The organism is Actinomyces sp. HMSC065F12, assembly GCF_001814535.1.
GTDB lineage: Bacteria > Actinomycetota > Actinomycetes > Actinomycetales > Actinomycetaceae > Pauljensenia > Pauljensenia radingae_A.
Genome location: NZ_KV816976.1, coordinates 83,305 through 104,588 on the forward strand (window position 1 = coordinate 83,305; position 21,284 = coordinate 104,588).

The following is a 21,284-nucleotide window of genomic DNA, read 5'->3' on the forward strand; positions in this document are numbered from 1 at the left end:
GTCGACACGAGGCACCTAATGAGGTCTGCTGGAGGAGTGGATTACGCCGACGCAACTCACCTTTTGCATCACACATTGACGAGGGGGTCCCATGCACTGTCGGACCTGATCTTGCCCGTGCAATGCGTGGGGTGCGGTAAGTGGGATGCGATTCTGTGCGAGCGTTGCCGTGCCATTGCCACGAATGATCCGGGCGCCTGGCAGGCGGTTGAGGTGAACGAACAGCAGATGATCATGGCGTGGGCACTGGGCGAATATGCGGGAGCGCTGCGTTCGATCGTTCTGGCTGCCAAGCATCGTCCACGCGTAGATCTGAGTGAATTTCTGTGGCGCTGTGGGATCACGTTGGGGGAACATGTGGCGCGCGAGGCGGCGTGGCGAACACTTGATGCGGATGAAATATGGGTCGTGCCGGCTCCGTCACGCTTTGCCAGGCGTTTTCGCGGACAACTCGTGGCGCTCGATGTGGCGCACGGAGTAGCGGTGGGTCTGTTGCATGCGCGCGTTGATGCTGATGATGGGCGCTCGCGGATGCGTGTACGCGTCATCGATGCAGTGCGCTTGCGTGTGGGAAGCAGCAGCCAGTCTGGGAAAAGCGGGGCTGCTCGCGCCGCAGGACGCAGCGGGTCGATGATTCGGCGTGTCGATATTGTGCCCAAAGTGAACGTCATCCTCGTCGATGATGTGATGACGACGGGGGCGACGGTGCGTGAAATGGCGCAAGTGCTGGGACCGTCGGTTCAGGCGGTCGTCACCCTGTGTCGGGTCAGTGCGACAGACACACCCCAGTAACGTGAAATACGTCACGACCATGCATTATGATGGAAGGCACATAACAGAAGGCAGGTCGGTTCCGTAACGTCGGACCTGCCGCGATACAGGGGGTGATAGCAACACTCACCGCTCATCGCAATGAAGCGTGAGCACTGTTGACGTGGGCACCGGGCCCACTGAATCTCTGGAGGAGACATGGACATCACAATTGTCGGACGTAATGCCGAAATCCATCCGAATTTCCGTGAGTACGTTGAAGAGAAGGTGTCGAAGACAACGCAGTTCTATCCGCGGGCACAGCGCGTGGACGTGGAATTGACCCACGAAAGGAACCCGCGGCAAGCCGACACCGCTGAGCGTATCGAGCTGACGGTCTACGGGAAAGGCCCCGTTATCCGTGCCGAAGCAACCTCAGCGGACCGTTATGCGGCAGTTGATATCGCAGCGGGAAAGCTCTTTGAAAGGCTGCGTCGTGCGCGCGACCGCGCGAAAGATCATCGGCGCCATTACCAGCCACACCCGCATGAGGAGTTCGATCCGCGCACCCTTGAATCCGAACTTGAACCCGAGGCAAAGCCAGCCGCCGCGCCTCGTGCCGAACTGAAGAGCGCGTACGACCTCAAGCCGGGTGAGGCCCGTGAAGAACAGCTGGGTGATTCTCCCGTCATTGTCAGGCAAAAAGTCCATGAAGCTGAGCCGATGAGTGTGGATGAGGCGCTCGACCAGATGGAACTGGTTGGTCACCCATTCTTCCTCTTCGTCGACAAGGAAACGCACCAACCGTGCGTGGTGTATCACCGTCACGGCTGGACCTACGGTGTGATCCGCCTGAATACTCGAATCGGAGAAGGCGAATCGCGAGACGACTAGGCGAAATAGGTCAAAGCATCGGTGTAAGCGCTGACCTGATAGCCATCGCGCTGGCCTGTTGTTCATAGTGCTGTCAGTTCATCGTGCTGACCTGTTAGTTCACAGCGCCGGCCTGATAGGTCTTGGCGTCGGCTTAACCGCTGACTGGCCCCTTATGTGGCCCGCTGCCTTGGCAGCGGGCCACACCTTTGTATGCGTGAAAGCTGTACCAGCGATCGGTGCTGCCGCCGCGGACGCGTCTTGTGCCTTTCTCCCTCGTACCCGCTCTCGTGCCGCCATTCGCGCGTGCTCATCCCTTGAGCCCGCGCCTTGTACGGGTTCATCCTTCATGCGTGCCCCTCTTGCCCGCCTTCTGTGCCCCAACTGTCGATCTCAGCTGACTGCAGCGAAGGGCGGATATGCCTATACGCCTGTGACCCGCATGGCTAGAGACAAGTTTGGCGTGGCATCTGTGCGGTAGGGCGCGAGATCGACAGTTGGGGTTGTGGGGGAGTGAGAGGACGGTCGAATACGCGACGACAGGGTGCTGAGTGTGGCTGAGAGCGAAAGAGTTGAATGCCATTAATCGTTTGTGGCAGATTTTTCGTAGACTGTATAAGCGTGATATGCGCCTTTTAACTAGGGTGCGTGCACGTAGGGGCAAAGTGCCTCGAATGAGACGTCAGGAGAACCGGTGTCACTGATTGACAAAATCCTCCGAGCTGGAGAAGGACGAACGCTGAAGAAACTCGAGCGTATCGCGAACCACGTAGATGCACTTGAAGAGGATTTTAAGGCACTGACCGATGAAGAACTTCAGGCTAAGACCCCTGAATTCAAGAAGCGCTACGAAGACGGCGAGACGCTGGATGAACTGATGGTGGAAGCGTTCGCCACAGTTCGCGAAGCTGCCTGGCGGACGCTGCGTCAACGGCCATTCCACGTCCAGGTGATGGGCGGCGCTGCCCTGCACATGGGCAACATTGCCGAAATGAAAACCGGTGAAGGTAAAACTCTGGTTGCCACGATGCCCTCGTACTTGCGGGCCCTCACCGGCAAAGGCGTCCACGTGGTCACCGTCAATGACTACTTGGCGCACTATCAGTCAGAGCTGATGGGACGCGTCTACCGCTTCCTCGGCATCAGCGTCGGATGTATCCTCACCGGCCAGACCCCAGACGAGCGACGCAAACAGTACGCCGCCGATATCACCTACGGCACGAACAACGAGTTCGGGTTCGACTACCTGCGAGACAATATGGCTCAGCGCACTGAAGACATGGTGCAGCGCGGCCATGCCTTCGTCATCGTTGACGAGGTTGACTCGATCCTGATTGACGAGGCGCGTACGCCTCTGATTATTTCCGGGCCGGCGACCGGTGATGTCAACCGGTGGTACACCGAGTTCGCGCGCATCGCGAAGCTGCTGGAACGCGACGCGGACTACGAAGTCGACGAGAAGAAGAAAACGGTTGGCATCCTGGAACCCGGCATCGATAAAGTCGAGGACCAGCTGGGCGTGGAGAACCTGTACGAAGCCGCCAACACGCCGCTGATCGGTTTCCTGAACAACTCCATCAAGGCTAAGGAACTCTTCCACCGCGACAAGGACTACATCGTCAGTAAGGGCGAAGTCCTCATTGTCGATGAGCACACCGGCCGTGTGCTGCCCGGGCGCCGCTACAACGAAGGTATGCACCAGGCGATCGAAGCGAAGGAAAAGGTCCAGATCAAGGCTGAAAACCAGACGCTGGCAACCATTACGCTGCAGAACTACTTCCGCTTGTATCCTGAGGGGTCACGCTCCGGTATGACGGGTACGGCTGAAACGGAAGCCGCCGAATTCTCCAATACCTACAAGATGGGTGTCATTCCGATTCCGACGAACCGGCCGATGATCCGTAAGGATCACTCCGACCTTGTGTACCCCACGCTGAAAGGCAAACTCAACGCGATCGTTGAGGATATTGAGGAACGCCACAAGGCTGGACAGCCGATCCTGGTGGGCACGACGTCTGTGGAGAAATCCGAAGTGCTGTCCAATATGCTGCGTCAGCATCACATCTCCCACCAGGTGTTGAACGCCAAACAGCATGAGCGTGAAGCTCAAGTCGTGGCAATGGCTGGCCGCAAGGGCGCAGTTACCGTTGCCACCAACATGGCTGGCCGTGGTACCGACATTATGCTGGGCGGCAACTCGGAGTTCATTGCGCAGTCCAATCTTGCTGCCAAGGGTCTCGATCCGACTGAGAACGCTGAGGAGTACCGCGAGGCGTGGCCGAAAGCACTGGAGGAAGCCGAAGCGGCAGTTGAAGCTGAACGCGAAGAGGTGCGCGAGGCCGGTGGCCTGTACGTCCTGGGCACTGAGCGCCATGAGTCGCGACGCATTGACAACCAGTTGCGTGGTCGTTCCGGCCGTCAGGGAGATCCGGGCGAGTCTCGTTTCTACCTGTCAATGGAAGATGACCTGATGCGCCTGTTTAATTCAACGATTGCGCAGCGCATTATGGCCTCGAACGCATACCCGGAAGATATGCCACTGGAGTCCAAGGCTGTGTCACGCTCCATTGCGAGTGCACAATCGCAGATCGAAGGCCGTAACGCTGAGATCCGCAAGAACGTCCTCAAGTATGACGACGTGATGACCAACCAGCGCGAGTTGATTTATGACCAGCGTCGTCAGGTCCTTGAGGGTGCTGACCTGCAGGATCAGGTATCCTGGTTCATGGATCGTCTGGTTGAATCACTCATTGCTGAGCACACGCAGGAAGATTCGGCTCACGATTGGGATCTGAACGAGCTGTGGGCAGCGTTGCGCTCCTACTACCCGGTATCAGTGAGCGCCAAAGAGGTGGCCGAAGCTCACGGCGGGCAGGACTCATTGGTGCGCGATGACCTGAATTTTGAAATCAGGGGTGACATCCACACGGTTTATGAGCTGGGCGAGGAGCAGCTCAAACAGAATCCGTTGGCAATTCAGCAGCTCGGGGAAGATCCGATGCGTGACCTCGAACGCCGTGTCGTGCTGGCGACGGTCGACCGCCTGTGGCGCGAGCACCTGTATGAGATGGACTACCTCAAGGAAGGCATCGGCCTGCGTGCAATGGGACAGCGCGATCCTCTGGTCGAATACAAGGCTGAGGGCGCGCAGATGTTCCAGGCGATGATGGAGCGTATCCGCGAAGAATCGGTTCAGCAGATCTTCGGCTACCTGCACCAGTTCGAACTCGCGTGGCAGCGTCTGCGCGAACAGGGCGTGCTCTCACCTGCTGGTGAACAGGACGATGAGGCTGCTGAAGAAGACACGACCGGAGCGCTGGAAACTGCTTCAGCGCTGTGGGATTCGGAGGATGACGCCAAGGAAGGGAACTCAGACGAGGCGTCAGAGGCTGAACGTGAACAGCAGCGCCGGATTCGTCAGATGCAGCAGGAAGCCGAGCAAAAAGCTGCAGCTTCGTCTGCAGCGCTGGCGCGTGCTACATCTGTGATGGGTGATGTGGGCCAGCAAAAGCAGGCAGCACGCTTGAAGTATTCATCGAGTAACACCGCTGGCGAGGCGTCGCCTGCTGGCGGTCGGGCTGCTGGACGAGGCAGGAGCGGTAACGCGGCTTCGTCTGGCGGCGGGAACCGTGCGCAGCGTCGTGCTGCGGCCAAGCGGAGGAAAAACCGCTAAGGCATCGATACCTGGCAGGCGAGAGATCCGCTCTCTTTGCAGGCGAATTCCCTATGCCTCCTGACAGGTAGTGCGCGGGCGGATTCTAAATGATGTCGAGAGCGGTGGCGAGCCATCGCCCTCGAAAATCTTCCAGCCTCAGCGCTGCTGCCCTGATCCGGCCGCACACCGCAAAGACGACGGTGGTTTCAAACGTCCCGGGTTTGATGGCGCACGTGCTCACTGACATGACGCGACATGGGGCAGGGCTGGTGCGCCGCGCGGGGAGCGCGCCGCCCGGATCGAAGTCCGTGGCATCAATCTGGTCGTAGAGCCCCGGCACGACCCACCGTCGAAGCTGCATGATGGGTCTGCGTCCCAGCAGAACCTCAATGATGCCGCGCGTCAGGTTGGCTGCCCACGTCCCTGCGTCGGGCAACGTGTCGCGCGCAATGGGGCGCGCCGGATCGGGCTTGAGGCGCTCTTCAAAATCGAGGACGAGCGGGGTGGGCATATCTCGACGCATATCCCATCTCAGGCAGCCATCTGTGCTGCGGGAGTAACGTTCGGCTGCGCGTATCGTGCTCATGAGTTCTCCTTAGGGGGAATCGTGATAACTGTTCCTGGGTGGATCAGGTCAGGATCGTCTCCGATTACCTCAGCGTTCGCATGGATCAGTCGCTCGACATGGCGGGCGATCGTGGCATCGGATGCTGAGGCGGGGAGGGATGTTTCAGCGATCGTCCACAGACAATCGCCAGGCTGGATTTCGTAGTGGGTGGCGCTGCCCGTGTTGGACGAAGCGGTGTTGTGGGTGGGGGCGGGCGAAGCATCGTGTCCTGCGGCGCCAACACCGTGTGAGTGGACGGATGAGGCTGCCTGTCCGGCAGAACTTAAACCGTTGGAGGAAACAGGTGAAGCAGGCTTCCTCGAGGAATCGGTGCTGTATGCGTGCGAGGGGGAGGCGGGCTGCTTGGATGAGTCGGTGCCCTGGGAAGCCGATGATCCAGCAGGGTGGCTGACTTGAGGCGGAGTGTTCTTCGCAGATGGTGCAGAGTGCTCGGTCTGTGTCGACGGCCCAGAGTGCGAGGGTGCCATCGCGTTGCCTTCTGGTTGAGTGTCGTGTGGCATCTGGTGAGAAGGGGAGGGAAGCTGTGCGCTTGGACCTCCTGATTGCGCTGTCGAAGTGGATTGTGCGGTCAACGCTGGCCAGGTCAGATCATCGGGAATCGTGGAGTCACCCTCGTCGATGGAAGAAAAGGGAAGAACGTGCGTGGCAGATGATGTACTGGTCAGAGAAGGGGTGGAAGGCGTGAGTGGCGCGGCAAAAACCGGCATTCCAATAGCGCTGATCGCGGTGGTCGACACGCTCAACGCCAGAGCATGACGCGCGATTACTGCGCGTGCCTGCTGCGTGCCGAAGCGACGAATAAAACGAATGAGAGCCCGCGACAGTGCATCAGTGCGCGACGAAGCTGTCGCGAGGAGTGCCAGGAAGACGCAGAGCTGGTTCCATGCCAGAAAAACCGTTGCAACACAGGCGATGATCAGAGCAATCAACAGCTCCGGTCGATACAGATCACCTGATCGCACAATGAGGACAGCGAGGTAGGCGGTCAGTGCCAGGAGAGGTACACCTGCCCAGGCAGTGACCGTCACCAGCCCACGATTGCAATCAGTTCCATCCATGACATCCGTCTCGACTACGTATCCAGACCTACTGTCTCCATTCATATCGAACTTCTTTCGTGTCAGTTGATGTTAGTTCGTAAGAATTGATTAGAGTGTGCATGAAAGAATAATTGATGTCAAGTGGTGGCAGTTCCTTTTAGTTTGTGCCACACTGTGCGCATGGATCTGGATCGCCTTCTGGCAGACTTAAGTGCGCGCTTCGATGCTGAACGGCGCGAGGAAATGGACATTCTTGTCGACGAGCTCGCAGATGTTGAGTGTGCGCGTGTAACGATGTCAGCGCGCCTGCTCGCGACGCGGGGGAGTAACTTGAACGTCTTACTGCGCGGAGGTGAGCGCATGGCAGGGATCGTTCGAGACTGCGCGCGTGAGTGGATTGTGATCGACAATGGGGTACACATGGTGCTCATCCCGGCTCACGCCATTGTCGCAGCCTGGCCGCTGGGAAGTCGCGCAGCCGATGAGTCAGCGCTGGCACATGAGGTGGCGATCAGTCACGTTCTGCGCGCGCTGAGAGATGAGAATGTGTACGTCGTCATCGACCATGAAGGCGGCCAGCACGCAGGATACGTCTGTGCTGTCATGGGTGACCACTTTGATCTTGAAAGCATGTCCAGCGGGCAGGCTCTTGACACGCGTGACTTCACCACTCCAGTCGTCATGTCGCTGTCGACGGGTGGGATACGCACACTGCGTGCGCCGAGCCAGATGGCAGATTCGCTGATGATCTGACGCGCCGTTAGCTGTGAGCCGATTCGACCTTCATGCGCTCACGAGTAGCCGCGTACTGATCCTGAATGTACTGCTCGAGAACACTGGCTTCGACCCGCCATGCCTTCTTGCCGCCAACCTGGATTGCAGGAAGTTCCCCCGACGTCACCAGTGAACGGGCGGCGGACATCGTCAGGTTCAGTGTTTCAGCGACGTCGGCCAGTGTCAGGAATCGTGAAGTCATACCCATATCATGACATTTCCTTTCAGTTCAGTAAAGCTTTATTCACTTGTTGTGGATATAGTGCGGTGTTCATCGAAAGTTGCGTGTCCACTTTGTGAGCATGTGGACGAGGCGAGAGGACTCCTCGACGAGGCCTCATGTGTGAAGATGCAGGTCAGAGCGAACTGACCGCAAAGGCAGTGTGTGGGGGTGAGCGGAAGTTTTTGTGGATAACTCCACATCGAGGAAAAAACCGGGCATGATGTGGGAGTGCCACATATGAAGAACACCGCCCGAATACCGCGCCGGCGCAGCGTCATACGTGATCCGCGATTCCTGATCGGCATCGCACTCGTCACGCTGTCTATCCTTGCGTGCACACTCCTTGTATCTCATGCCCGCGGCGGAGTAAGCATCTATCAGGCAACGCGCGACATCGCTCCGGGAGAACCGCTGGACACGTCGAATCTGCAGATCGTGGATGCACGGCCCGAAAGCGATGCGTATGTGCAGCGCGATGAGCTTCCTGACGGAGCGCTGGCGTCGCACAGCATCGGAAAAGGTGAGCTGATTGCAACGGGAGCAGTGACAACAGACGAAGACGACGATTATCGCCGCCTCGTGATCGACATAGGTGCCGGACTACCGGAGTCCACTGCTACCGGCACATCCATTGAACTGTGGTCGATCCCTTCAGCCTCCATGAGCAAAGACCATCAGTCCCACCCAACGGTCGTATCGGGCAACGCCGTTTTTATTCGCAGTGTCGAGGGCGCCGCAGGAATCGGTGCTGCATCGGTGCACAGAATTGAAGTACGTATCCCATTTTCTGACGTCTCAGCCGTGCTTGAAGCTACGGGAGGAAACGGAACGATCACGGCCGTTCCGATCGGACAATGAGTGGGCCGATCGGTGTGATCGTGTGCGCGCCGACCCAGACGGAGGGGCGCCTCGTCCAGGCGATCAACGAAAGCGAGGAGTTTACTGTGTCGCGCCGGTGCGCTGACCTGACGGAAGTGCGGGCATGCGCGCGCTCATCGGTTGCACAATGCGCCATTATTGATGCTGATGATCCTGACCTTGATGCCCGCATCGTGGAGGACCTGCACGCGCACCATATCGGTGTCATTGTTCTCGCGCCCCTGGCTGATGCGCCGTCCTTACGTGCGCTGCATGCTGATGGAATTGCTCAGCCCGATTCACCTGATGGGATCGTGGATTCGCTGCGCGCCTTGGGGATGAGTGCATCTTTTTCTCCGGAGAGCGGTGAGCTTCCCCAAACGGGGGAGGATGCGTCCGGCCGACGGGAAGCCCAGATAGCGCATCAAAAGCGCTCCTACGCATTTGCCGACGGTGATGACGAGTTATCAGACGCGCAGCGCAGCGTTGACGGGACTGCGGAATTCGGGAAGATCGTCTGTGTGTGGGGGCCGTCAGGTGCTCCCGGAAGGTCGACAATAGCATTCAACGTGGCGGCGGGTGCGTCAGCCAGTGCGCGCGTCCTCCTCGTCGATGCTGACACGTGTGCACCATCCCTGGCTCATATGGCGGGTATTGCGCAGGATGCGTCGGGTATCGCTGTGCTCTCACGGACTGCTGCGCGCACTGATGTCGGAGCCGACGAGATTCGGGGAGCTGCAGTACCACTGACCGATTCCCTCGACATTCTCACGGGAATCACGTCGCCGCAACGGTGGCGTGAGGTATCACCGGCAGCGGTGGTCAGCGCACTGTCGGCGGCCCGCTCGCTGTATGACCTCATCATCGTGGACGTGGCTGCAGCAACGCTGGATCCGGTGGCACCGGGGAATCGGCATCAGGGGTCGCGCGATGACCTGGTCGCGGCAATTGTGCGGAGCGCTGATGCGGTGATGTGCGTGTTTCGTGGTGATTCTCTGGGTATCAATCGGCTTGTGGACGCGTATCAGTGGGTAGGCCAGATCGCCCCGCACGTCGAGCCGATCCTGGTGGCCAACCATGTGTCATCGTCGGGAGCAGGGCCTCGACCTGTCAACGCGATTGTGCAGGCCCTCGCTCCGGTGATTCCCGGGCGCAGTATTCAACTTGTCCCGGAGGACTCGCGCGTGAGCGCCTCCCTGCTGCACGCGCGGGCAATTGTTCATGCCGAACCTGATCAGCCGGTCGGTCAGGCGTTGGCCGCGCTGACCCAGGTGGTGTTGGCTGTGCTTCCTGAACATGCTGCGTGATGCTCACCGCGGCAAGCGCGCGGCACTGATGTGGGACACTGGAGGCATGCGATTGTATGTGCCAGCGGTTTTAGACGAGTTATCTGCCGATCAGCCGCCTGTTCGACCAGGGTATGTGGCGATTCTTGAGGATGGGCTTCGAGGCGACGACATTGAGGAGCGTGAAGACTCTGCGATGAACCAGGCTGCTCTCGCCTCACTCGAATTGATCCGCGATCGCCGCGATGCAGAGGACGAAGAAGATGGTGATGAGGCTCGCGCATGCCCTGATTCACCTGCCTTCTGTGTGCCGGCACGCCGAGTTGTCATCGCGTGTGAGGCTGAGGCTGAGGTCAGCGATGAGGCAGGCGACCTGGCCGCTGTGCATGTTGCACAGGCACGTCCCCAGACGTACCGGTGGGATGATGTGGTGGCTTTCTTCATTGATGACGCGGAGGCGGCGCCGCTGGTTGAGCGCGTGACGCAGGCCCTCACTGAGGACGATGTGACCGGGGCTCTTGACGCGCTGTGGGATGAACCGTTGCTGTGGTTTGACGCGAGTGAGCGCACCGCGTGCGCTGGTGGTGGCATCGTCAGCTGCGGCCGTACCCACGTGTGATTCTCGAGGTGCCTATGCGCGTACCCGCAGTGTTGATCCTCCCGAAGCCACTGGTATGACTTCGATCTGGTCTAAGATCCGCGACGTCATGTCTGCGACGTGCGAAATCACGCCGATGGTACGCCCTGATGTGTGCAGGGACGCCAGCTGCGCCATCACCGTGTCGAGGGTGGAGGAGTCAAGTGACCCGAAGCCTTCATCGATGAACATCGTGCGCAGTTCGATGCCACCGTTTTCGGTGGTCACGACATCGGACAGGCCCAGTGCCAGAGCAAGGGAAATGTAGAATGTTTCTCCTCCCGATAACGTCTTCGGGGAGCGTACCTTGTCTGTTTCATGGTCGAGTACCGTCAGGCCGAGGCCTTGAGCTTTATTGCGCGAATAGTCCTTGTCTGAACGAATCAGCTCGTAGCGCCCGTTCGAAATTGTCATGATACGAGGGTTAGCGCAGGCCAGAACGTCATCCAGTCGTCTACCGAGCACCCAGTGGGACAGAGAAGTTTGCGGTGAGTCCGCCGAGAGCTGACCCGATGATGCCAGCTGCGAGAGGTAGTCAAGCGGCCCGAACGCGTCGCGGTTCTTCACCAGTGTGTCGAGGCGTTCCTGAACAGTTGCCACAGCTTTTTTCACATCGGCAGCAACCTGCGAGCTGGCGCCGGCACGTTGGGCTGCTTCACGCGATACTGACTGAGCGTCTTCGTAGCTGCGCGCTGCGGCGTCAACGTCGGGACTCCGGGACGTGTCAACGTCTTTCAGGCGCTCGGATTGCAGGGAATTGTGCACGTGTGCGTCATCTCGATCAAACGCTGTGATGCGAGCATCCATTTCGCTGATTGCCACGTCGGTGCGCATGTCAGCGCGCACCTGGGCGGTGCCACCATCGCCTTCAGCGTAGCCGTATCGTTCGAGGGCATCCGCCTGTTCAGCCAGCGCCTGGTCGACGGCAGCTCGCGCGTGGATGGCGTTTTCACAGGCTTGTCTCAATGTGTCAATGGCGTCGATCTGCACTGTGATGTCGTGATCTATGTCCTGCAAGGTCGCTTCGCCATCGCCGTGGGCGCGCGCCGCTGTACACCGCTTCTCATCAGTATCTAGAGCTGCCTGCGCCGTTTCAATGTCGTGAGTCAGGCGATCACTGCGGCGGAGCAGGTCACGGCATGATTCGTCGTCACGTGTGCGCTGCGTCCGAAGTTTCTCGGCGGTCTTCTGGTCGTGTTGCACCGCTTGTAGAGCAACTTTCAGAGCGTCGATTGTGCGTGCTTCGTCTGCCAGTGCGGCTGTCAGATCCTCCACGCTTCCGTCAGCTTGCTGCCCGAGGGCATCCCATGTGGAACGAATCGATGCGCATTGCGCGCTTAATTGGGTGAATGCATCCTGTTCCTGCTGATACTGCACGTGCAACTGGTCGATGTCAGCAGGATCGACGGTGCCCGCCTCGCCTGCCTGGGCAGGGGATGGGTGCTCGGTTGAGCCGCACACCGGACACGGCTTGCCGGATTCCAGAGTCGAAGCAATACGCAGGGCTGACTGCGCGAGCAGTGCGCGCCGCGCCTGCTGTATAGTGTCATGAACTGTGTCGATGCGCGCCTGAGCTTGTTCAGCTTCGCGTATCGTGTCTTCTAACTTCTGAGCAACAGTGACGGCACGGCGTGCGGCGTCGAGCCGCTTGTCGAGAGCCTCGTGGCGCGTTTGAGCCGCGGTGAGGTCGATCGAAGCGGTCGTTGCCCGCTCATCGGACGCAGCCAGGGCTTCCAACTGTTCGGCATCGTTGCGCATGCGCTGACGCAGCAACTCCTGCTGCCGGTTAAGCTGCTCGAGCTGACTTTGTTGCCCCTGCAAGGCTTCGCGTCGCTCTGGCAAAGCGGCCTCCACGGTGGCCAGTTCAGAGATTTTGATGTGGCGAGCGTGCAGAGTGTCATGGGCACGGGTCAGCGTGAGCACCGTGGCAGCTATCTCACTGTCATCTGCCAGGGAAGGCTCGCGCGATTCGTCGGTGTCCAGACCTGACAGGTAAGCAGGATCGACGTGGGCACTGCGGGCAGCAGCCATCGCGTCCGCCAGCGCATCGCGCGCGTCGACCTGGCGCGTTCGAGCCTCGTCCAGGCGATGGAGAACAGGAATAACGTGAGCTGCCTGGCGTGCTCGAGCCAGTTGGGTGCGCACTGCGTCAATGTCGTGACGCTCAGCGTTGAGTGTGCTCGCGCGTTTTTCCAGTTCGATGCGCTCACGCACACGCCGGGCGAGGTCAGTCGCGGCTTGCAGCTGCTTGCCCAGTTCTTCTGCAGTGTGCGCACACTCATGCGAGCGCTTCAGATCATCGTGTGCTTGATGCTCAAGAATCCTCTGACCATCCTCCAGATGCGTACGTATGGCAGCATCGTCAATGCCGATCAACTCGACCAGCATGGCGGCAGTGATCGGTGGAGAATCGTGTGCGCTGAGATCTGCCGTCGACTGGTTTTCGTCGGACCCACTTTCCTGGGCGCTGGGCGGCGGTGTCGAATCAGGGTCTGTGCCACCGAGTGCCTGCCATAACTGCGCGGGCAGTGAGTGAATCAGTGAACTGACCTGTTGCTGATCGTGTTCGAGGCTTCCTCGCGCCGCCTTGGCCTTCTCCTTCAGTGCCGTTTCGAAATTGACGAAAAGAGAAGTCTGGAAGATGCTGGATAGCAGTGCGTGACGATCTTCAGATGAGGCAGTGAGAAACTGGGAGAATTTTCCCTGCGGCAAAATCGCTGTTTGCAGATACTGAACGCCGTTAAGACCGATGAGGTGAGTGATCTCAATATTCGTATCTTTGACTCCGGAACAGAGCGCATCGACGGTGACGTAGGTGCCGGATTCGTCGGCTCGAACCTTTTCCAGGTGAGCACTCTGGTTGATGGCAGTCTTACGGCCCTCACGCGTGAACTGGGGAGTACGCGTCACGCGGAAGATACCCGCATCTGTTTCAAAGACCAGGGACACGCGCGAGGGTGCCTTCTCATCAACCAGCGTTGAACGCAGACGTGCATTATCTGCATCGCCTTGACGTGCAACTGTGCCGTAAAGCGCGAAGCTCACGCAGTCAAGAATCGTCGATTTTCCAGCCCCGGTCGGACCGTGCAGCAGGAAAAGCCCACCATCGTCGAAGCGCGTGAAGTCCACTGTGTGGTGAGAGATAAACGGGCCAATACCTTCCAGATCAAGGCAACGAATTTTCATTGGACGCTCCTGACCTGGATCTGCTCCCACACTGAATCAATGACGGACCGCTCTGCTTCATTCAGGGAACGGCCGATCGTCTGCTCGAAGTACTCGTCAATGACGGCACGATCTGAGCGCGCGGCCTGTCTGCTCGGACCGGTAAGGCGTTGGCTGGCGGGCACGGGTGGCGCATGCAAGATGGCGAGCGCGTAGGGAAAGACGTGACGGATGCGTGCAATCAGGTCACGCGGACGAATGTCGTCAGTTACCGTGATCGAGACGAAGTCGTCTCTCTGCTCCGCATACTGGTCAGAAATAACCTGTTCAAAGGGCCCCTCGATCACGTCGAGATTGCGCCAGATAGGGGTGGGAACGGCCTCAATGTCGGTGAGTGTGCCTCCGTCAATATGAAGAAGCGTCACCGACTGGGTGGAGGAAGCCTCAGAAAAGGAAAACGGCATAGGTGATCCGCTGTAGCGGATCGTGGCGCTGCTTCCGCTGATATTTTGCGGCCGGTGGAGGTGGCCGGCAGCCACATAGTCAATACCGTATTCGTCGAAGACACCCGCTGGCACCGAGGCGACCCCACCGACCTGGATGTCGCGTTCTGATTCAGATGGGGCTCCTCCTGTGAAGAATGCGTGCGACATGACGATTCGCACGCCGTCATCGCTGTTCAGAACGCCACTGGTCTCATCGTTGTCACGCCCGCCGTCATGTCCGCCGGTCGCCTCACCGCTGCGCATACCGTGTCCATCGTGGCGAGCCTCGATATCGGCACCGATTCGGCGCAACGCAGCACTTATGACGGCCTCATGCGAACGCACCAACGGAATCGCCTGGCCATCCTCGTCAATAATGTCAGACAGGGGTTCGCGCACCAGGTCAGGCTCGAGGTAGGGAATCGCGTAGATGGTGGCATGCTCACCGTCGCTGGACGTGACGACGATGGGGCGGTCAATGTCCTCGATGGTGGAAGCAATCGTGAGTGAGTCTTGAAGAAAAGGAGCGAGGTAGCCCAGCCGAATGGCGGAATCGTGATTGCCGGGAATGATGATGACACGAGTCAGTGAACATAGGCGAACAAGGGCGTCCGACAGAGGACGGAGAACGTGGGCGGGAGGGATTGCTCGATCGAATAAATCGCCGCTGATGAGGAGCGCATCGACGTGGCGCGACTTCACCAGATCGATGAGCCACTCGAAGAAGAGGTCGCGCGCTGGGGACAGGTCGGCCCCGTGCAGGGTGCGGCCAACATGCCAGTCAGAGGTGTGCACAATCAACATGCTGTCAGTGTGCTCCATGCCATGTGCATTTGCGTACCGCCCCGGCAAACACCCTAATCAGAGGTGCTGTCAGGCCAATCCAGCTGGGTCAGAATCTCCTTGTGAATCAGTCCGTTGGAGGCACACGCATTGTCACCCCACGGGCCGTCCTCGCCGGTCAACGACGTGAAAGAACCGCCAGCTTCAGTCACAATCGCATAGCACGCCGCCATATCCCACACGTTCAGTTCCGGTTCGCATGCTGCATCGACCGCACCTTCAGCGACCAGCATGTAGCTCCAGAAATCACCGTAGGCACGGGTGCGCCAAAATGATGACTGTAGCTGGAGGAATTGCCCTCCTCGATCATGGTGGAGCCATCCGTCCAGTGAGGAATACGACAGGGACGCATCCTCGATCGAATCCACCTTCGACACGGAGATTTTCTTCGCTCGCATCAACGAGGTGCCGGTCCACGCTCCCTGGTCAGCAGCAGCCCACCAGCGCCGCTTCAACGCGGGCGCAGAGGCAAGTCCCATCACGACCCGATCATCTTCAACCAGTGCGATCAGCGTTGCCCACACCGGCACACCGCGCACAAAATTCTTCGTCCCGTCAATCGGATCGATGATCCACCGGCGGGCAGAATGGCCCGACGAGCCTCGTTCCTCACCGACTACCGCGTCGCGCGAGCGCACGTGGGACAGCTGGGAGCGGATCAAATCCTCCGCCGCACGGTCAGCATCGGTTACGGGAGTGAGGTCGGGCTTGGACTCAACCTGAAGATCCTGCGCACCGAAACGATCCATCGTCAGCGCATCCACCTGGTCTGCGAGGACGTGCGCCAGGCGGAGGTCCTCAATGTAACGGCGAGTATCAGACATGCTTCTACAGTATCGGCATTTGGCGTGTAAAGTCCTATCTCACGGCGGCGCTTCGCTGAGCGCAGCGGGACACATTCCGTTTACAGTATGGACATGTCACAACCATTCCTCATGCTGACTTCACGTAGCGAAGAAGTCGTTGCACGCGATGAGCTGATTAACCTGCCGCGCCTGGCAGGCCTGTCATCCGATGAGATCGTACATGTGCGAATGGAAGCTGAACCCTTCCCATCAGTCAACTTCGACGAGTATTCCGGAATCATTCTGTGCGGATCACCGTTTGACGTGGCCGCTCCTGAAGACCGGAAAAGTCAGGTACAGCACGATATTGAGCGTAACCTTTTCGCACTCTTTGACCGCCTCCTCGACGAGTCCTTCCCCTTTTTCGGAATCTGCTACGGCCTGGGTCTACTTGCTGTGCATCAGGGCGGACGCGTCGGACCTGAAGCTGCCGAGGAGATCTCCGCACCGCAGATGACACTTACGTCGGCCGCCGCAGGGGATCCGCTGTGCGAGGGAGTGCCCGACACGTTCCGCGCATTCGTCGGCCACCACGAGGCCGTGACCGCCATGCCTGACAGTGCTGTGCTCATTGCGCAGGGACCGTCTATCGCGCCAGTGCAGCTGATCAGGGTAGGGGAGTCGTGCTGGGCCAGCCAGTTCCACCCCGAACTTGATCACGCAGGTATTGACGTGCGAATCCGCGAATATGCGGACCGGGGTTATTATGCGCCGACTGAACGTGCCCGCATTGAGTCGGAAACCGCGTCGGCCGATGTGTCGGGCGCGCACTTATTCCTGCAAAACTTCGCTCGCCATTTCCGCCGGGGCTGAACTGCTTCTGGCTGCCAGGCTGATCTTCGCGGTCGGCTCAGCTCCCGCAGTCGGCCTGGCCCCTCAGGGGCGGCTAGCCCGAGTGCGCCGATCGGCGCGCGTCAGTGGTGAGCTCTTGCGCTTGCCGTGGACTCGAGAAGTCGGCGCGCCGAATCGACAATCCTGCGCCGCCTGTCCGATTCGTCACTGCTGACCGGTTGCGCGTTGAAAGGTTCCTGCCCACTGATCCATGCGTCCAGCGCGCATGAAGGCTCCGACTCCAGATGCGTGCACATCGGCAAGCACCACGAACACACATCCTTCAGCTCAGGGAACACCGCCAGTACATCGGATTCGTCAACGTGGGCCAGGCCGAAGGAACGGACCCCGGGCGTGTCAATCACCCACCCGCCTGACGGCAACATGAAAGCTTCCAACGACGTGGACGTGTGCCGCCCTCGTCCAGTCACGGCATTGACGTGACCAACACTGCGATGCGCATCGGGTACCAGCGCATTGATGAGCGTGGACTTACCCACTCCCGAATGGCCGACGAGCACCGACGTCCTGCCTTCCACGTGAGCGCGCAGTTCCTCCAAACCAGTCGTGACTTGCCCACAGCCGCCTTCATCGGTTCCTGAAGCTGTCGTCACGACAAAGGGGACACCAAAGCCGTCGTAGGTACGAATAATGTCGTCAGCAGGCGCCAGGTCAGACTTCGTCAGGACGACGAGGGATTCCATACCTGCCTCATGTGCGGCAACCAGACACCGGTCAATCATCCCGATCCGAGGCGGCGGACTGGCCAGCGCCGTAACGATCACCATCAGCTGCGCGTTTGCCACGATGATCTTCTCGCGCTGTTCAGGCACATCCTCACGCGAGCGCCGCAGCACCGATGAGCGCTCCTCAACAGCGACGATGCGCCCCAGAGTATCTTTCGCACCCGACAGGTCTCCCGTCAGCCGCACTCGGTCACCGACAACGACAGAGCCGCGACCCAGCTCGCGAGCCTGCACTGCAACAATGCGTACACCGCTATCGGCGGCAACAATGAAACGCCCGCGGTTAATCGCAATAACGCGACCCAGCGGGCGGGTCGACCAGTCCGGGCGCTTCTTGGTGCGCGGCCGGGATCCTCGACCAGGACGCACTCGCACCCGCGGATCATCAGTGCCGATATCGCGTCTGTTCACTGATCCCCACTTTCGGCCGATGCGACCGTCGCCTGCCACAGCGCGACAAAATCAGGCAGTGTCTTACCTGTCGTCCCAATATCGAAGACGCGCACGCCGTCCACCACCAGTCCGATGATTGCTCCGAACATCGCCATGCGGTGATCGTGATACGTGTGCAGGTCCGCTGCGTGGAGCGCTCGCGGGCGAATCGTCAGCGCATCAGGGTGCTCTGTTACGTCACCGCCCAGTCGCTCGATCTCGGTGCGCAGAGCGCTCACACGATCCGTTTCATGCCCTCGCAGATGACTGATTCCCGATAGATGCGACTCGGTCGATGCGACAGCTGCCAGCGCCGCCACGGTCGGCGTCAGCTCACCGATGTCACTCATATCACGGTCAACGCCGAGCAACCGGCCACGCTCGGGGCCCTTCACGCAGAGGATCCCGTCGGCATCCACGTTGACCTGCCCACCCATCTGCTGAGCGATCTGACGAAACGCGTCACCGGGTTGCGTCGTGTGCACGGGCCAGTGCGGGATTCGCACCTGCCCACCGGTGACCAGAGCAGCAGCGATGAACGGCCCGGCGTTCGACAGGTCGGGCTCGATGGCAACGTGGCTCAGGATCGGTAGCTCCGGCTCAATAATCCACGAGGGAGCCTGTGCGTCGGTTGGTGTTGTGCTGCCACAGGTCGCACTGTCAGGGCCGTTCAGGCCACCCTCGTCTGTGCCGGAGCGAACGGTCACACCCCATTCCTGGAGGGTCCGCACGCTCATCTGAATGTGCGGCAGAGACACGACCCGGCCAGTGAGTCGAATCTGAACCGGCCTGTTCATACGGGTGGCGAGCAGGGGAGCGCTCAACAGCAGCGCTGAGGCAAATTGTGACGACTCGTGTGTATCAACGTCAATCGTCATCGGTGCATGGCGGTTGGTCACGCCATCACTGCCGCAAATATCAGCGGGAATCCCGTCGAGTTCGAAAGGCAGGAAACCTGGTTCGCCATGACAGGTGATACGAGCGCCGGCACTGGTCAGAGCGCTCAGGAGTGCGTCTAGAGGGCGTACGCGTGCTCCCTCGTCGCCGTCAAAAAACGCGTGCACGCCGGCCGCGGCGCACAGGGCGGGCACGAAACGCATGACGGTTCCGGCAAGGCCGCAGTCAATGTGTGCGCGCGCCTCGCCCATCGTGTGCCGAGAGGGACGCACGCGCGCCGATCCTGTGGAATCCCAATCGACAGTGCAGCCCAATTGTTCGAGCGCATCGGCCATCAGGCGTGTGTCACGCGAATCCAAAGCTCCGTCGATCACACACTCATTCGTACTCTGAGCGGCCAGAATGAATGCACGATTGGTCAGCGATTTTGAACCGGGAACTGTGACGCTGGCATCGATTCGCCGGTGAGGTTCGATGAAAGGCGCGGACCAGAGGGGAAGCAAAGCCCCCGCCGTCATGCCTGATAGACCTCCGAAGCGTCATCCCATGCCTGACTTCGTGCCGCACGCAGCTCGGAGCGGTGATCGGCCCAGTTGCGCAGCTTCCACGTGGCGGATGGGCGTCCCTCACGGTCGGTCGAGGCGATGACCAGGCCGCCGAACAAAGCGAAATCCTTGATCAGGCCGTTCCTCCACGCAGCGCGCTGATCGGGGGTTCCCTCCGTCCACACGGGGTTGTTCACCAGAGCCAGAGGGATGGAGGTCAGAGCCAATACCGCTGCAGAGGTTCGTGTGGCCTTGCCCAGAGCCAGTGACACTCCGGCGACAGCGGTCACGCCGCCCAGTGCGCGTGTGGCAAGTTTGAGCTGGCCATCGCTCAGCGTCAGGCCGGTCTTGTCAAGCAGCGGACGTGCCGGTTCAATGCGCTCCACGTGTTCGTCGGGGTTCCTGATTGCGCTCACCCCGGTTGCAATGAATGGGAGTGCGAGCAATGGTCGTGCGACTAGGCGAAGAATATTCATGATCCTATGGTCTGCCCTTCTGGATGATCTGGCGACTGTGAAGAAGCGATGGAACAAATTCAGTTCCCCGCTCGTTATGAAGTATATGAGGCAACAGAGCATCCGCGGGGCTTTTCAGGCAGGTGACACGCGATATCAGGTGGGTGTGACCGGCCTGGCCGGCCTGGCCGGCCATTTGGCACTAATGTGGATGCTGATGGCACACACGTTCACTCACACCCACAGCGCCGAGCATACCGCTGCTGAAACGGCTGCGGATCTGGATCCGTCGACGCGCGTGGATGGCGAATCTGACGGCGGGCAGGTCACCCTCGTCAATGAGTCTGTGGCCAATGGATCTGCGCTTAAAGAGTCTGCGCCGGTGGGGAAGAAGGAACGTTTCGAGGCTGAAGCACTCCCGCTGCTTGACCAGCTCTACGGCGCGGCACTGTCGATGACGCGCCACCGGGCTGATGCTGAGGACCTAGTGCAGGAAACATTTGAGAAAGCCTACGCAAAGTTCGACCAGTACAAGCCGGGCACGAATATCAAGGCCTGGCTGTACCGGATCCTGACCAACACGTATATCACGCACTACCGCAAGGCCAAGCGCTCCCCGAAACGCTCGGGCACGGAAACGGTGGAGGACTGGCAGCTGGTCGATGCCGCGTCGCATTCGGAAGAGGGGTTGCGCTCAGCTGAAGCCGAAGCACTTGACCGCATTCCGTCCGACCAGGTACGCGACGCGATGGAGGACTTGTCAGAGGACTACCGAGTGGTCGTGTGGCTGGCGGACGTCGAGCAGCTCAGTTACAAAGAAATCGCTCAGACGCTGGACATTCCAATCGGCACGGTAATGTCGCGTCTGCATCGCGGCAGGGCGGCATTGAGGAAATCTTTGGCAGGCCTTGCGCGCGAATACGGGATAGGAGACAACGCATGAGATCACTCATTCACATCACCTGTTCCCAACTGCGTGCACACGTCGGCGAGATCGTGGATGTCGAGATGCGCACGTGGTCGGATTGTCACGACGAGGGTGACGCTGCGCGCGCGATCCCGATCGAAGCGTTGGATGAGCGGGCGGCTGAGCTGTTGGTTGCCCATGTGCAGCGCTGTCAGACCTGTCAGCGAGCCATCCAACGTGAGCGCCAGTTCCGGCAGATGCTCAAACGGGCCTACTTGGCGCGCACGGTGCGTGCGCCTGAATCGCTGCGGATGCGGATCTGCAGCGTGTATGAACAGGAGTAATTGGCAGGGCTTGTGGACCTGAGAGCTAAGGCTGACGGGCGTGAATGCCGGGGCAGTGGAGGAGA

The 21,284-nt window shown here is 59.7% G+C and carries 19 protein-coding genes; 10 read left to right on the plus strand and 9 right to left on the minus strand.

Annotation, left to right across the window (positions count from 1 at the left end):
- The first annotated feature begins 18 nt into the window (after nucleotides 1–18).
- The 3 genes from HMPREF2975_RS05540 to secA all read left to right on the plus strand — a co-directional run bounded on the left by HMPREF2975_RS05540 (nucleotide 19) and on the right by secA (nucleotide 5,296).
- Nucleotides 19–792, plus strand: coding sequence for a ComF family protein (locus tag HMPREF2975_RS05540; RefSeq protein ID WP_227469277.1), 774 nt, complete (start codon nucleotides 19–21; stop codon nucleotides 790–792).
- A gap of 177 nt (nucleotides 793–969) precedes the next feature.
- Complete coding sequence (gene hpf, locus HMPREF2975_RS05545; RefSeq protein ID WP_058237022.1) at nucleotides 970–1,644, plus strand: ribosome hibernation-promoting factor, HPF/YfiA family; 675 nt, start codon at nucleotides 970–972, stop codon at nucleotides 1,642–1,644.
- 673 nt (nucleotides 1,645–2,317) lie between these two features.
- Nucleotides 2,318–5,296 (plus strand): preprotein translocase subunit SecA, encoded by a 2,979-nt coding sequence (gene secA / locus HMPREF2975_RS05550; RefSeq protein ID WP_070726374.1) that lies wholly within the window; start codon nucleotides 2,318–2,320, stop codon nucleotides 5,294–5,296.
- 85 nt (nucleotides 5,297–5,381) lie between these two features.
- Here secA and HMPREF2975_RS05555 read toward each other — a convergent pair whose 3' ends face one another.
- Together HMPREF2975_RS05555 and HMPREF2975_RS05560 are read right to left on the minus strand one after the other, a co-directional pair.
- Nucleotides 5,382–5,864, minus strand: coding sequence for an Rv3235 family protein (locus HMPREF2975_RS05555; protein WP_083314439.1), 483 nt, complete (start codon nucleotides 5,862–5,864; stop codon nucleotides 5,382–5,384).
- A complete protein-coding gene (locus HMPREF2975_RS05560) occupies nucleotides 5,861–7,009 on the minus strand; it encodes a hypothetical protein (protein ID WP_141757302.1) in 1,149 nt (382 codons plus the stop codon). Before HMPREF2975_RS05560 ends, HMPREF2975_RS05555 begins: the two co-directional genes overlap by 4 nt.
- Nucleotides 7,010–7,090: 81 nt before the next feature.
- Here HMPREF2975_RS05560 and HMPREF2975_RS05565 point away from each other — a divergent pair, with 81 nt between their 5' ends.
- Nucleotides 7,091–7,699 carry a hypothetical protein gene (locus HMPREF2975_RS05565; RefSeq protein ID WP_141757303.1) on the plus strand — a complete coding sequence of 203 codons (609 nt, stop codon included), beginning with the start codon at nucleotides 7,091–7,093 and terminating at the stop codon, nucleotides 7,697–7,699.
- Nucleotides 7,700–7,706: 7 nt separating this feature from the next.
- On the opposite strand, the gene HMPREF2975_RS05570 is transcribed toward HMPREF2975_RS05565, so the two are convergent.
- On the minus strand, nucleotides 7,707–7,922 hold the full coding sequence (locus tag HMPREF2975_RS05570; protein WP_058237829.1) for a helix-turn-helix domain-containing protein: 216 nt from the start codon (nucleotides 7,920–7,922) through the stop codon (nucleotides 7,707–7,709).
- A gap of 258 nt (nucleotides 7,923–8,180) precedes the next feature.
- Between HMPREF2975_RS05570 and HMPREF2975_RS05575 the strand changes: the two genes are divergently transcribed.
- Genes HMPREF2975_RS05575 through HMPREF2975_RS05585 form a run of 3 tightly spaced genes read left to right on the plus strand, consistent with a single transcriptional unit; the run spans nucleotide 8,181 to nucleotide 10,706 of the window.
- Entirely contained in the window at nucleotides 8,181–8,801 is a 621-nt protein-coding gene (locus HMPREF2975_RS05575) for an SAF domain-containing protein (RefSeq protein WP_070726379.1), read from the plus strand.
- The gene (locus tag HMPREF2975_RS05580; RefSeq protein WP_070726382.1) at nucleotides 8,798–10,108 is read left to right on the plus strand and encodes a CpaE/TadZ family protein; all 1,311 of its coding nucleotides are present in this window, start codon (nucleotides 8,798–8,800) and stop codon (nucleotides 10,106–10,108) included. Before HMPREF2975_RS05575 ends, HMPREF2975_RS05580 begins: the two co-directional genes overlap by 4 nt.
- A 58-nt stretch (nucleotides 10,109–10,166) precedes the next feature.
- Entirely contained in the window at nucleotides 10,167–10,706 is a 540-nt protein-coding gene (locus HMPREF2975_RS05585) for a DUF6912 family protein (RefSeq protein WP_141757304.1), read from the plus strand.
- Nucleotides 10,707–10,718: 12 nt separating this feature from the next.
- Here the strand turns inward: HMPREF2975_RS05585 and HMPREF2975_RS05590 are convergent, their stop codons facing one another.
- The 3 genes from HMPREF2975_RS05590 to HMPREF2975_RS05600 are packed head-to-tail and all read right to left on the minus strand — an operon-like array spanning nucleotide 10,719 to nucleotide 16,041.
- Nucleotides 10,719–13,910, minus strand: a complete 3,192-nt coding sequence (locus tag HMPREF2975_RS05590; protein WP_070726383.1) for an AAA family ATPase — start codon at nucleotides 13,908–13,910, stop codon at nucleotides 10,719–10,721.
- Nucleotides 13,907–15,178: an exonuclease SbcCD subunit D gene (locus HMPREF2975_RS05595; protein WP_070726386.1), complete on the minus strand. Its 1,272-nt coding sequence runs from the start codon at nucleotides 15,176–15,178 to the stop codon at nucleotides 13,907–13,909. The genes HMPREF2975_RS05590 and HMPREF2975_RS05595 overlap by 4 nt, the downstream gene beginning before the upstream one ends.
- A gap of 53 nt (nucleotides 15,179–15,231) precedes the next feature.
- Entirely contained in the window at nucleotides 15,232–16,041 is an 810-nt protein-coding gene (locus HMPREF2975_RS05600; RefSeq protein ID WP_070726389.1) for an inositol monophosphatase family protein, read from the minus strand.
- Nucleotides 16,042–16,134: 93 nt separating this feature from the next.
- On the opposite strand from HMPREF2975_RS05600, the gene HMPREF2975_RS05605 reads away from it, so the two are divergent.
- A complete protein-coding gene (locus HMPREF2975_RS05605) occupies nucleotides 16,135–16,875 on the plus strand; it encodes a glutamine amidotransferase (RefSeq protein WP_070726474.1) in 741 nt (246 codons plus the stop codon).
- Between the two features lie 101 nt (nucleotides 16,876–16,976).
- On the opposite strand, the gene rsgA is transcribed toward HMPREF2975_RS05605, so the two are convergent.
- The 3 genes from rsgA to HMPREF2975_RS05620 are packed head-to-tail and all read right to left on the minus strand — an operon-like array spanning nucleotide 16,977 to nucleotide 19,989.
- Nucleotides 16,977–18,050, minus strand: coding sequence for a ribosome small subunit-dependent GTPase A (rsgA, locus tag HMPREF2975_RS05610; protein ID WP_058237828.1), 1,074 nt, complete (start codon nucleotides 18,048–18,050; stop codon nucleotides 16,977–16,979).
- On the minus strand, nucleotides 18,047–19,486 hold the full coding sequence (gene aroA, locus HMPREF2975_RS05615; protein WP_070726392.1) for a 3-phosphoshikimate 1-carboxyvinyltransferase: 1,440 nt from the start codon (nucleotides 19,484–19,486) through the stop codon (nucleotides 18,047–18,049). The genes rsgA and aroA overlap by 4 nt, the downstream gene beginning before the upstream one ends.
- The gene (locus tag HMPREF2975_RS05620) at nucleotides 19,483–19,989 is read right to left on the minus strand and encodes a DoxX family protein (protein WP_070726395.1); all 507 of its coding nucleotides are present in this window, start codon (nucleotides 19,987–19,989) and stop codon (nucleotides 19,483–19,485) included. Before HMPREF2975_RS05620 ends, aroA begins: the two co-directional genes overlap by 4 nt.
- A gap of 325 nt (nucleotides 19,990–20,314) precedes the next feature.
- On the opposite strand from HMPREF2975_RS05620, the gene HMPREF2975_RS05625 reads away from it, so the two are divergent.
- Nucleotides 20,315–20,911 (plus strand): sigma-70 family RNA polymerase sigma factor, encoded by a 597-nt coding sequence (locus HMPREF2975_RS05625; RefSeq protein WP_070726475.1) that lies wholly within the window; start codon nucleotides 20,315–20,317, stop codon nucleotides 20,909–20,911.
- Complete coding sequence (locus HMPREF2975_RS05630) at nucleotides 20,908–21,219, plus strand: hypothetical protein (protein ID WP_058237008.1); 312 nt, start codon at nucleotides 20,908–20,910, stop codon at nucleotides 21,217–21,219. The genes HMPREF2975_RS05625 and HMPREF2975_RS05630 overlap by 4 nt, the downstream gene beginning before the upstream one ends.
- The last annotated feature ends 65 nt before the right edge of the window (nucleotides 21,220–21,284 follow it).